General features: G+C 67.6%; 11 protein-coding genes. 10 read left to right on the top strand and 1 reads right to left on the bottom strand.

Going from position 1 to position 11363, the window contains the following annotated elements; translation table 11 throughout:
• The first annotated feature begins 149 nt into the window (after positions 1 to 149).
• Together J7I44_RS03390 and J7I44_RS03385 are read left to right on the top strand one after the other, a co-directional pair.
• Entirely contained in the window at positions 150 to 1094 is a 945-nt protein-coding gene (locus tag J7I44_RS03390) for an IS481 family transposase (protein WP_209615768.1), read from the top strand.
• A gap of 383 nt (positions 1095 to 1477) precedes the next feature.
• Positions 1478 to 2215, top strand: a complete 738-nt coding sequence (locus J7I44_RS03385) for a YoaK family protein (protein WP_209615764.1) — start codon at positions 1478 to 1480, stop codon at positions 2213 to 2215.
• Here the strand turns inward: J7I44_RS03385 and J7I44_RS03380 are convergent.
• Positions 2160 to 3092, bottom strand: coding sequence for a carbohydrate kinase family protein (locus J7I44_RS03380; RefSeq protein WP_209615761.1), 933 nt, complete (start codon positions 3090 to 3092; stop codon positions 2160 to 2162). The genes J7I44_RS03385 and J7I44_RS03380 overlap by 56 nt on opposite strands.
• 242 nt (positions 3093 to 3334) lie before the next feature.
• Between J7I44_RS03380 and J7I44_RS03375 the strand changes: the two genes are divergently transcribed.
• From J7I44_RS03375 to J7I44_RS03340, 8 genes are all read left to right on the top strand, one after another.
• Positions 3335 to 4381 carry a rod shape-determining protein gene (locus J7I44_RS03375; protein ID WP_209615758.1) on the top strand — a complete coding sequence of 349 codons (1047 nt, stop codon included), beginning with the start codon at positions 3335 to 3337 and terminating at the stop codon, positions 4379 to 4381.
• A gap of 85 nt (positions 4382 to 4466) precedes the next feature.
• Positions 4467 to 4850: a DUF4180 domain-containing protein gene (locus J7I44_RS03370; protein ID WP_209615755.1), complete on the top strand. Its 384-nt coding sequence runs from the start codon at positions 4467 to 4469 to the stop codon at positions 4848 to 4850.
• Positions 4847 to 5788, top strand: a complete 942-nt coding sequence (gene mreC, locus J7I44_RS03365; RefSeq protein WP_209615754.1) for a rod shape-determining protein MreC — start codon at positions 4847 to 4849, stop codon at positions 5786 to 5788. Before J7I44_RS03370 ends, mreC begins: the two co-directional genes overlap by 4 nt.
• Positions 5785 to 6270 (top strand): rod shape-determining protein MreD, encoded by a 486-nt coding sequence (mreD, locus tag J7I44_RS03360; RefSeq protein WP_209615751.1) that lies wholly within the window; start codon positions 5785 to 5787, stop codon positions 6268 to 6270. The genes mreC and mreD overlap by 4 nt, the downstream gene beginning before the upstream one ends.
• A 1-nt stretch (position 6271) precedes the next feature.
• On the top strand, positions 6272 to 8194 hold the full coding sequence (gene mrdA / locus J7I44_RS03355) for a penicillin-binding protein 2 (protein WP_209615747.1): 1923 nt from the start codon (positions 6272 to 6274) through the stop codon (positions 8192 to 8194).
• On the top strand, positions 8191 to 9306 hold the full coding sequence (gene rodA, locus J7I44_RS03350) for a rod shape-determining protein RodA (RefSeq protein ID WP_245187884.1): 1116 nt from the start codon (positions 8191 to 8193) through the stop codon (positions 9304 to 9306). Before mrdA ends, rodA begins: the two co-directional genes overlap by 4 nt.
• A gap of 91 nt (positions 9307 to 9397) precedes the next feature.
• Positions 9398 to 10402: a lytic murein transglycosylase B gene (gene mltB / locus J7I44_RS03345; RefSeq protein WP_209615737.1), complete on the top strand. Its 1005-nt coding sequence runs from the start codon at positions 9398 to 9400 to the stop codon at positions 10400 to 10402.
• A complete protein-coding gene (locus J7I44_RS03340; protein WP_209615733.1) occupies positions 10399 to 11307 on the top strand; it encodes a septal ring lytic transglycosylase RlpA family protein in 909 nt (302 codons plus the stop codon). The genes mltB and J7I44_RS03340 overlap by 4 nt, the downstream gene beginning before the upstream one ends.
• Positions 11308 to 11363: the final 56 nt, after the last annotated feature.

The raw sequence follows: 11363 nt of genomic DNA, 5'->3' as shown, positions 1-11363 counted from the left end.
GCCGCGATTCGCGAGAGGCCGTTGCTGTCGCGAAAGCCGCCATCGCCGCAGGCAACAAGCGGCTAGCTGTGATCTCTCAGTAGGTTGTTCACTCGGGGCGATCCCGGGATTCTGGAGGTGCGACCCAACCAGCACGCCAGGAGCCCCGGATGAACCTGCATAAACATGCCCGTCTTACGCCCCGAGGTCGAGCCCTGCTCGTGGAGCGGGTGCTTGAACACGGCTTGCGGGTGGAGGAAGCGGCCCATGCAGCGGGGGTGAGCGTGCGCACGGCGTACAAGTGGCTGCGGCGCTTCCGCGATGAGGGCGCCACCGGGCTGCTCGATCGATCCTCCCGGCCGCATCGCTGCCCCCATGCTACGGACGCAGCCATTGCGAGCCAGGTGATCGAGCACCGCCGTGAGCGCTGGACCTATCGGCAGATCGCCCAGCACCTGACCATGGCGGCGAGCACGGTCGGCCGCCTGGTCAAGCGCGCCGGCTTCCATCGCCTGGCGGAACTGGAGCCGGCGCGCCCGGTAAACCGGGATGAGTACCCGAACCCCGGGGACCTGTTGCATCTGGACATCAAGAAGCTCGGGCGTTTCTGGCGTCCCGGTCATCGCGTCACCGGCGATCGCCAGCAGACCTCGGACGGGGCTGGCTGGGAGTTCGTGCACGTGGCCATTGATGACGCTTCGCGCGTGGCCTTTGGCTCCATCGAGCCCAACGAGCGCGGCCAAAGCGCGTGCAGGGCCCTACTCAAGGCGCTGCGCTATTACCGCACGCTGGGCGTGCGCTTCACCCGTGTGATGACCGATAACGGCTCCTGCTACAAGTCCCGCACCTTCCGGCGACTGCTGCGCCGGCTGGGCCTGCGGCACGTACGCACGCGACCCTACACGCCCCGCACCAACGGCAAGGCCGAACGCTTCATCCAGACGGCACTGCGCGAGTGGGCCTACGCTCGAAGCTATGAGCACTCAGCTCAGCGCGCCGCCCATTGGCTGACCTGGCTGCACCAGTACAACTGGCACCGCCCGCACGCCAGCCTCGACTACCGGCCACCGATCGCCCGCATCGCCATGAACAACCTGGTGGGTTTACACAGCTAGCCCTTCGGGCGACATCGGGCTGCACAGGTGGCTGCGCTCCTGGAGCGTGTCCGTGGGTATCCCGGGACGCCGTGCCTTACACGCGATCCCCGGGTCGCGTACAAGGGCGCTCCTACAAGGGGCTTTCGTCGAAGGACGAAAGTGCGTGCTGGCGACCAGGCATCCGCCATACCAGCCTACTCGGCGGCGCCTTCATCCGCACGCCGTGCGCTGTGCTACGTTCGGGCCCACAGACGGGCCTGCTTTGGCCGTCCGGCAGTGTCGGGCATGGTTGTCGCAGTCAAGGTGCGTTCCCGCAGGGCCCGCCGCGCGGCCGATAGCGTACGGGCGCAATCAGACTCGTCACCCAGCGCTGACTAGGCTGCACCCAAGGAGGTGCAGTTGTGGAGCATGCCGACGCGCGTTGGCTTGAATGGTCGTTGCCGGCGCTCGCCTGGGTGGGCGGAAGCCTGGACGCGGTGAGCTATCTGGCACTCGGGCACGTTTTCACGGCGAACATGACCGGCAATACCGTGTTGCTGACCATGGCGATGGGCTCGGCTGATTTCGCGCGAGCGCTGCGTTCGCTGCTGGCCGTGGTCGGCTTCGCGCTCGGGGTAGCTGCAGGAACGGGCATGCTGCGCGGGCAGGGGACCGGGTGGAGTGTGCGGGTGAACCGCGTTCTCTGGCTGGAGACCTTGTTGCTCGGTGCAGTGGTACTGGTTTTCGCGAGAGCCCGTCCTGATGCGTTGCCTACCCCGTGGGTCCGAGGCGTGATCGTGCTGCTGGGCGCGGTGATGGGCATGCAAAGCGCGGCAATGCGGAAGGTCCATCTGGCGGGCGTATGGACCACCTTCATCACCGGTACGCTGACCGAGATGGTTGCCGGCCTGGTTGAACGCACGCCCCCCAAAGGCCTGCCGCGGGTCCGCGTCCAGGCCACGGTCTTTGCAACCTACGGCCTGGCCGCGCTGGTCACCGCGTGGCTGCAACAGCGCTGGCCGCCCTGGACAGCGGCGCTTCCCTGGTTCGTCCTGCTGGGCGTGGCGGCTTGCGGCGCGCGGCACATGCGGCGCGCCGATCGGTCTAAAGCGCGTAGCCGAACTGCTCGTGGAAGGCTTCGGCGAACTCGTCGTAGCTGAAACGCTGGTTCTGCGTGCCCGGATGCTCGACCTTGAGCGCGCCCATCAGCGAGGCCATTCGACCGATGGTCGGCCAGTCGTACCCGCGCATGATGCCGAACAAAAGGCCCGCCCGGTACGCGTCGCCGCAGCCTGTGGGATCGATCACCTGACGCTCGCGGGCCGCCGGGATCTGGATGACTTGCCCACCGGTGTGGATCAGCGAACCGCGCGGACCAAGCGTCACGATGTAGGCCTGCGTGCGACTGGCGATCTCCTCGGCGTTCCAGCCCGTGCGCTGCTGCAGCAGTTGCGACTCGTAGTCGTTGACGATGACGTAGTTCGCCTTGCCGATCATCGAACGGAATTCGTCGCCGTTGAACAACGGCATCGCCTGCCCGGGATCGAAGATGAAAGGCACGCCGCGGGCCGCAAAATCGTCGGTGTGTTGCAGCATCGCCTCGCGCCCATCCGGCGCCACGATGCCAAACTGGGCATCGGCCACGTCGCCCACGTGGTTGTGGTGCGAGCTGGACATCGCGCCCGGGTGGAAGGCGGTGATCTGGTTGTTGTCCAGGTCCGTGGTGATGAAGCACTGCGGGGTGAACTGATCCTCGAACACGCGCACGCCATCGAGCCGGATGCCGCAGCGGATCATGTGTTCGCGGTAGGGTCCGAAATCCTGTCCGACCGTCGCCATCGGCAGCGGATCGCCTCCCAGCAGCTTCAGGTTGTAGGCGATGTTGCCGGCACAGCCGCCGAACTCGCGGCGCATCTGCGGCACGAGGAAGGAGACGTTAAGGATGTGGACCTTGTCCGGCAGGATGTGGTTCTTGAACTGGTCCGGGAACACCATGATGGTGTCGTAGGCCAGCGAACCGCAGATGACGGCTGACATGTTCGAGCAAACCCCAGTGAGCGGCGCGGACGGGTAGTCGTCCGGCAAACCGCGCAATCGTAGCGCGACGCTTCGCTCAAGGCGACAGTCGCTTGCCCGGCGAAGCGGCGGCCGACGTCATGAAATGCGCGCATCATCGCGTTCTACAAGGCTTTCTTAACGTCTTCGCGCTTGCGTGGGTAGTACCCGCTCACTAGACTGACGCGCTTACTTTTCCCTTTTTAGCCGGCGCGCCAGGCCTCATGTTCAAGAAGTTCCGCGGCATCTTTTCCAACGATATTTCCATCGACCTCGGCACCGCCAACACGCTGATCTACGTGCGTGGGCAGGGCATCATCCTCAATGAGCCGTCGGTGGTGGCGATCCGCCAGGATCGCGGCCCGGGTGGCCCGCGCGCGGTGGCTGCGGTGGGTGGCGACGCCAAGCGCATGCTCGGCCGCACGCCGGGCAACATCGCCACGGTGCGCCCGATGAAGGACGGCGTCATCGCCGACTTCACCATGACCGAGGCGATGCTGCAGCACTTCATCAAGCAGGTGCACAAGTCGCGCATGCTCCGTCCCAGCCCGCGCGTGCTGGTCTGCGTACCGTGCGGCTCGACCCAGGTCGAACGCCGCGCCATCAAGGAATCGGCCGAGGGCGCCGGCGCCCGCGACGTGTTCCTGATCGAGGAGCCGATGGCGGCCGCGATCGGCGCCGGCATCCCCGTGCACGAGGCACGCGGCGCGATGGTGCTGGACATCGGTGGTGGTACTTCCGAAGTGGCGGTGATCTCGCTCAACGGCATCGTCTACTCGCAGTCGGTGCGCGTGGGCGGCGACCGTTTCGACGAGGCGATCATCAACTACGTGCGCCGCAACCACGGCACGCTGATCGGCGAATCGACCGCCGAACGCATCAAGATCGAGATCGGCTGCGCCTTCCCGCAGAGCGAGGTCAAGGAGATCGAGATCTCCGGCCGCAACCTGGCCGAGGGCGTGCCGCGCATGTTCACGATCAACTCCAACGAGGTGCTCGAGGCGCTGCACGAACCGCTCTCGGGCATCGTCGCGGCGGTCAAGTCCGCGCTTGAGCAGACCCCGCCGGAACTGTGCTCGGACGTGGCCGAACGCGGCATCGTGCTGACCGGTGGCGGCGCCCTGCTGCGCGACCTGGACCGGCTGATCTCCGAAGAAACCGGCCTGCACGTCCAGGTCGCCGACGATCCGCTCACCTGCGTCGCTCGCGGCGGCGGCAAGGCGCTGGAACTGATCGATCAGCACGGCAGCGATTTCTTCGCGCCGGAGTAAGACACAGGGTGCACGCCAGGATCTGCGCCCCGGACACGGCGGCGCCGGTCTGCCCAGCGGCCGCATCTTCCACTACGGACGCAGCATGCAGGTCGAACTGATCGAACGCGACGGACTGCGGGTGGCGCACATTCTGGCTACGCGCGTGTCGCTGCGCTCGCGTCAGGATGCGCTGGACGCGATGTTCTCCGGCGGTTACGACGACGTGGACGCGATCGTCCTGCAGGCGTCCTGCCTGCACCGGGACTTCTTCTCGTTGCCCACTGGTGTCGCGGGCGAGATCACGCAGACGTTCGCCAACTACCGACTGCGTCTTGCCGTGGTGCTGGACGTCGACCTCGAGCCGGGCGCGAACCTGCGTGCCTTCATGGCCGAGAGCAACCGCGGCCGGCAACTGTGCTTCGCCGCCGACCTGGATGCGGCGATGCGTGTGCTGGCCGGTCCTTCCGCGCCGGGTCTGCCCGCATGAACAAGGATACCTCGCCCCTGTTTGCCGGCTCGACCGGCACCCTGCGGTTGATCGGCTACCTCGCGCTGGCAATGGTGCTGATGGTGCTCGACCACCGCAATGGCTGGATGTGGCGCATCCGCTACGGCGCTGCCGTGGCAGTGGAGCCGTTGTACCGGCTCGCCGGCCTGCCGGTGGAAGGCATGCGCACGCTCTCGGTGGCCTTCGCCGACCGCCAGCGGCTGACCGAACAGAACCAGCGCCTGCGCGAGGACCTGCTGCTGGCCAACGCCAAGCTCAATCGCATGGCCGCGGTGGCGCAGCAGAACGAACACCTGAAGGAGCTGCTCGACACCCAGCGCAGCCTGGAGCTCAACGTGCAGCTGGCTCGCGTGGTCGGCGTCGACCTGGGCGCCTACCGCCATCGCCTGCTGCTCAACGTCGGCGCCCGCGACGGCGTCAAGCCCGGGCAGCCGGTGATCGATGCGCGCGGGGTAATGGGCCAGGTCATCCAGGCGCTGCCGACCACCTCGGTGGTGATGCTGATCACCGACCCGAACAACGCCCTGCCGGTGACCGTCGAACGCACCGGCCTTCGCACCATCGCCTACGGTTCCCGCGAGGGCGACCGGCTGGTGCTGCCGACCATCCCGATGGCAGCCGACGTGCGCGAAGGCGACCGGCTGCTGACCTCCGGCCTGGGCGGTCGTTTCCCGCCCGGCTTCCCGGTTGGCGAGGTCACCCGCGTGGCGCCCGCGACCACCGGCATGTTCCTGGAGGCGCAGGCGCAACCCAGCGCGGACATCAGCCGCAGCGAGGATGTGTTGCTGCTGCACGATCAGGCCGAACCCGTCGGTCCGCCCGAGCCAGTGCCGCCGATGGGGCCGCCGGTCGACCTTGCCCCCGCAGAAGCGGGTGACGCCCGCAAGACCACGCCGCCGGCGAAGGGACAGCCATGAACCGCCAGCGCCTGGCTCTATGGTGGTTTGTCGGCACGCTGGTGATTGCATTGCTGTCGATGCTGGTGCCGCTTCCGGACGTTCTCGAGCCGTTCAAGCCCTATTGGCCGGCGTTGGTGCTTTTGTACTGGTCGCTGGAGTCGGGCGAACGGGTGACGCTGGGATTGGCCTTCACCATGGGCCTTGCCGCGGATCTGCTCGATGGCGCCTTGCTGGGCGAGCAGGCATTGCGCCTGACCGCGCTGGTGTTCATCGCGCTGCGCTTCCGCTCGCGGCTGCGCTTCTTCCCGATGTGGCAGCAGACGCTGGCGGTGCTGGCGCTGCTGGTCAACGACCGCATCCTGCTGACCATCGTGCGCGTGTTCGCCGGTGACGCACTGCCGCCGGCCAGCTGGTGGATCTCGCCATTCGTCGGTGCTGCCTTGTGGCCGTTCGTGTTCCTGCTGCTGGACGACCTGCGCATGCGCCTGCGTCTGCAATGAGATGAAGAAGCGGCGTGCCCTGAAAGACCCACGCGGCGAGGCGGCGCTGTTCCAGCGGCGCTCGCTGGTGGGCTTCGCCCTGATCGTGCTCGGCCTGATCGCGCTGTCCGGACGTTTCTTCTACTTGCAGGTGATGCGCCACGACGAATTCGTGACACGCTCGGAGAACAACCGCGTCAAGCCGAAGGTGATCCCGCCGGCGCGCGGCCTGATCTACGATCGCAACGGCGTGCTGCTGGCCGACAACGTGCCGGCCTTCCGGCTCGAAGTCGTCCCCGAGCAGGTCCCCGACATGAGCGCGATGCTGGCGCAGATCGGTGCCGTGGTGCCGCTGGACCCCGACGATGTCGCCGACTTCCGCAAGCGCCTGAAGCAGAGCCGGCGCTTCGAAAGCGTGCCACTGAAAATGCACCTCTCCGAGGACGACATCGCCCGCTTCGCGATCAACCGATGGCGTTTCCCCGGCGTGGACGTGGTGCCTTACCTCACCCGCCACTATCCCTACGGTCAGCTGTTCGCACACGTGATCGGCTACGTCGGCCGCATCGACGCGGATGACCTCAAGCGGCTGAACCCGGATCGCTACCAGGGCACGAGCCATGTCGGCCGCAGCGGCATCGAACGCTCCTATGAGGACATGCTGCATGGCACGCCCGGCTACGAGCTGGTCGAGGTCAACGCGGATGGGCGCACCCAGCGCGTACTCGAGACCCATGCGCCGGTCCCGGGCAAGAACCTCTACCTGTCCATCGACGTACGCATCCAGAAAGCCACCATGGCTGCGTTCGACGGCCGTGCCGGTTCGGCCGTGGCGATCGACCCGCGCAACGGTCAGGTGCTGGCGATGGTCAGCGTGCCGAGCTTCGACCCGAACCTGTTCGTCAACGGCATCAGCAGCGCCGACTACAAGGCACTGACCACCGCGCCGGACAAGCCGCTCTACAACCGCGCACTGCGCGGCGTGTATCCGCCCGGCTCCACGGTCAAGCCGTTCCTCGCGCTGGGCGGCCTGGCCTACGGCATCCGCAAGCCGCAGGACACGGTGCTGTCGACGGGCGAGTTCTGTCTGCCCGGCGCCTCGCGCTGCTACCGCGACGACAAGCGCGGTGGCGATGGCGTGGTCGACATGGTCAAAGCGATCGAGAAGTCCACCAATACCTACTTCTACAAGCTGGCGCTGGACCTGGGGATAGACCGGCTGAGCGAATGGATGGGGCGCTTCGGTTTCGGCAGGAAGACCGGCATCGACCTCGAGGGCGAGGAAAACGGCATCCTGCCTTCGCGCGAGTGGAAAATGGAGCACTCACGCCAGCCCTGGTACCCGGGCGAAACGATCATCGCCGGCATCGGCCAGGGCTACTGGGCGGTGACGCCGCTGCAACTGGCCCATGCCGTGTCGATCCTGGCCGGCAAGGGCATCCCGCGCGCGCCGAAGCTCGTCATGGCCACGCAGGACGGTGTCGATGCGCCCAAGCTCCCCGTGCCCAATCCGCCGACCGGGCCCTCGCTGGTGAGCGACCCGGCGCACCTGGACGTGATCAAGCAGGGCATGGAAGCGGTGGTGGCCAGCGGCACCGGCGCCAAGCAGTTCATCGGCTTCCCGCTGGTGGTCGCCGGCAAGAGCGGTACGGCCGAGCGCTTCTCGCGAACCACCTCGGCCTACGACACCAACAAGAACACCGCCTATCTGGCCGCCCGTCACCGTGCGTGGTTCGAAGCTTTCGCGCCGGCCGACGATCCGAAGATCGCGGTGGTCGCCATGCTCGAGGCGGGTGCCTGGGGCGCCGAGGCGGCGGGTCCGATCGTGCGCACGGTCATGGAGACGTGGCTCGCCACGCCGGAAGGGGCATCGGCCAGGCCGCCCCCGGCTCCGGCCGTGCCCGCGGACGGACCGGTGGCCGCCGGGAGGGGAGCCACGCAATGATCGGCATGCTCTATGCGCGCATGCGCCGCTTCATGCGCCGCATCCTGACCCGGCCACGGATCGATCTGCCGCTCGCCGCCGGTCTGCTCATGCTGGCCACGGTGGGCCTGGTCACCCTGTACAGCGCCGGTGGCGGCGACCTGCGTCTGGTCGGCGGGCAAGCGGCGCGCTTCGTGCTCGGCGCCGCGCTGCTGCTACTGATCTCGCGCATTCCGCCCACGGTGTTGCGCAGCTGGACCCCCTGGCTCTACGCCGGCAGCACGGCCTTGCTGGTGGTGGTGGCGATCCTGGGCGAGGGCCGCGGTGCCGACCGCTGGCTGGACCTGGGCTTCATGCGCTTCCAGCCGTCCGAACTGCTCAAGCTCACCATGCCGATGATGGCCGCCTGGTACCTGCATCCGCGCCAGCTGCCGCCAAGCTGGAAGGACATGGCGGTGGTCGGTCTGCTGATCGCTGTTCCCGCCGGCCTGATCGCCAAGCAGCCGGACCTGGGCACGGCGTTGCTGGTGGCCGGCGCCGGCGGGTTCGCGCTGTTCCTCTCCGGTGTGGCCTGGTGGCGCATCGGATTGCTGGTCGGGATCGCCGCGTCGATGGTGCCGGTGGGCTGGCACTTCATGCACCAGTACCAGCGCGACCGCGTGCTGACCCTGCTCAACCCCGAGGCCGATCCGCTGGGCAACGGCTGGCACATCATCCAGTCGCAGATCGCGGTGGGTTCCGGTGGCATCTTCGGCAAGGGCTGGCTGCACGGCACGCAGTCGCGGCTGGACTTCCTGCCCGAGCACACCACCGACTTCATCTTCGCGGTGTTCTCCGAGGAGTTCGGCCTGGTCGGCGTGGTAGCGCTGCTGGCGCTGTACGCCTTCATCATCGGCCGCTGCCTGTGGATCGCGATGGAGGCGCGCGACACCTATTCGCGGCTGCTCGCCGGCGCGATCGCGATGAGCTTTTTCGTCTACGTTTTCGTCAACGGCGGCATGATCGCCGGCATGCTGCCGGTGGTCGGCGTGCCGCTGCCGTTCGTCAGCTACGGCGGCACCTCGGCAGTCAGCCTGCTGAGCGGGTTCGGCGTGCTGATGTCGATCCATGCCAATCGAAAGATGCATGACTGAGCGGCGCCAGCCGGCCGCCTCCATTTCGCCCCGGATCGCGCGCGCACGCGTGTTAGGCTTGGGTGCGATGTCGAATCGCGCGGTATTCCCCATGTCCCTTGCTTTCTCGTGCCGCCTGCCCGGCGTGCTCGCCGCCCTCCTGCTGGCCATCGCGCCGGTCCACGCCGAAAAGACGGTCCACCCCGGCCAGGCCGAACTGGTGCGCGAGGTGGCCCGCGACACCGGCAAGGATCCGGCCAGACTCAATGCGCTGCTCAGTGGCGCGCAGATGCAGCAGTCGATCATCGACGCGATGAATCGCCCCGCCGAGGCCAAGCCCTGGAAGGACTACCGGCCGATCTTCATCACCCCCAAGCGCATCGACGAGGGCGTGGCCTTCTACCGCGAGCACCGCGCACTGATCGAGCGGATCGCCGACCAGTACGGTGTGGCGCCCGAATATCTGGTCGCCATCCTCGGCGTGGAAACCTTCTACGGACGCAACACGGGCAAGTACAAGGTGCTCGATGCGCTGGTCACGCTGGGCCTGTACTACCCGCCGCGCGCGAAGTTCTTCCGCGAGCAGCTGAAGGTGTTGATGGAACTGCCGGCCGACCACCTCGCCGGCCCGCTCGACACGCTCACCGGCTCCTACGCCGGCGCGCAGGGCTGGGGCCAGTTCATGCCCTCCAGCATCCGCGACTTCGGCGTGGACGGCGACCACGACGGCCGCATCGACATGCTCGGCTCGCTGCCGGACATCCTGGCCAGCGTCGCGAACTATTTCGTCGGCCACGGCTGGGAGCGCGGCGGCCCGGTGGCCGCAAGGGCGCAGCCGGATAACGCGCCGCGTCCGCTGGACGTGCCCGACGCACAGCCGCGCTGGCCGCTCGAACAGCTCGAAGCCTGGGGCTACGCGCCGCTCGAAGCGTTCGATCCGGGCCGACTGACCAGCCTGCAGGCGCTCGAGGGCGGCAATGGCCTGGAGTACTGGTTCACCTTCCAGAACTTCTACGTCATTACCCGCTACAACAAGAGCCCGCTGTACGCCCTGGCCGTGCACCAGCTCGCCCAGGGCATCGCCGCCGGCGTGCGCTCGGCGGACGCCGTACCATGAGCTGGCGCGCGGGCGTCCTGGTGGTACTCGCGCTGGCGCTGGCCGGATGTGGTGGTTCCCATCCGCGGCCCTCGCGCGGCGGCAAGGCGGTGGGGCCGCGGGCGGAAGGCAGCCGCGGCGGTTTCCGCGACGACATCAGCCGCCCGCAATCGAGCCGCTACAGCCAGAGCAGCGACAGCGTGCCGCCGCCGATCGACGTCAGCCGGATCCCCGAGCCGGTGCCCAAGGCCGAGCCGCGCTCGCTGTACGGCAACAAGTCGCCCTACACCGTGCTCGGCAAGACTTACCGCGTGCTTTCCAGCGCGCGCGGCTACGTCGAGCGTGGCATCGCCTCGTTCTACGGCGCCAAATTCCACGGCTACAAGACATCGAGCCTGGAGAACTACGACATGTACGCTTTCAGCGCGGCGCACAAGACGCTGCCGCTGCCCAGCTATGCGCGGGTGACCAACCTGCAGAACGGCAAGAGCGTGATCGTGCGCATCAACGACCGCGGGCCGTTCCATGAAAACCGGCTGATCGACCTGTCCTACGCCGCCGCCGTGAAGATCGGCATATGGCCCAAGGGCACCGGTCTGGTCGAGGTGCACGCGATCGACCCCACGCATCCGGACGACGACGCCCCTGCGGAACTGGCTGCGCAACCGGCGGTCCCATCGGGTAGCGCCCATCCGGCCATCTGGTTGCAGGTGGGCGCCTTCTCCGACCTCGCCAACGCCGATCGCGTGGCCAGCCGGCTCCGTTCGGCCCGGCTGGCGCCGGTGCAGGTGAGCGACGTGGAGGTCAACGGACGCAACGTGCGCCGCGTGCGCGTCGGCCCGTTGGACGACGTCGACCAGGCCGACCGGGTGACCGGGGAGATCGAAGAGCTCGGTCTCCCCCGGCCACAGGTCGCGGTAGACTGAGCGATGCACATTCTCGCTGGCGCGCGGGTCGCCAGCCACAGTCACACCAATTGAAA

Source organism: Frateuria flava, assembly GCF_017837635.1.
Taxonomy (GTDB): domain Bacteria; phylum Pseudomonadota; class Gammaproteobacteria; order Xanthomonadales; family Rhodanobacteraceae; genus Frateuria_A; species Frateuria_A flava.
The sequence above is the reverse complement of the archived record's forward strand: the minus strand, read 5'-3'. Positions and strand labels throughout refer to the sequence as shown.

Excerpts from the sequence above, each read along its gene's own strand:
- J7I44_RS03390 (WP_209615768.1), top strand. The coding sequence starts at position 150 with ATGAACCTGCATAAACATGCCCGTCTTACGCCCCGAGGTCGAGCCCTG.
- J7I44_RS03380 (WP_209615761.1), bottom strand. The coding sequence starts at position 3,092 with ATGTCAGCCGTCATCTGCGGTTCGCTGGCCTACGACACCATCATGGTG.
- J7I44_RS03375 (WP_209615758.1), top strand. The coding sequence starts at position 3,335 with ATGTTCAAGAAGTTCCGCGGCATCTTTTCCAACGATATTTCCATCGAC.
- J7I44_RS03370 (WP_209615755.1), top strand. The coding sequence starts at position 4,467 with ATGCAGGTCGAACTGATCGAACGCGACGGACTGCGGGTGGCGCACATT.
- mreC (WP_209615754.1), top strand. The coding sequence starts at position 4,847 with ATGAACAAGGATACCTCGCCCCTGTTTGCCGGCTCGACCGGCACCCTG.
- mreD (WP_209615751.1), top strand. The coding sequence starts at position 5,785 with ATGAACCGCCAGCGCCTGGCTCTATGGTGGTTTGTCGGCACGCTGGTG.
- mrdA (WP_209615747.1), top strand. The coding sequence starts at position 6,272 with ATGAAGAAGCGGCGTGCCCTGAAAGACCCACGCGGCGAGGCGGCGCTG.
- rodA (WP_245187884.1), top strand. The coding sequence starts at position 8,191 with ATGATCGGCATGCTCTATGCGCGCATGCGCCGCTTCATGCGCCGCATC.
- mltB (WP_209615737.1), top strand. The coding sequence starts at position 9,398 with ATGTCCCTTGCTTTCTCGTGCCGCCTGCCCGGCGTGCTCGCCGCCCTC.
- J7I44_RS03340 (WP_209615733.1), top strand. The coding sequence starts at position 10,399 with ATGAGCTGGCGCGCGGGCGTCCTGGTGGTACTCGCGCTGGCGCTGGCC.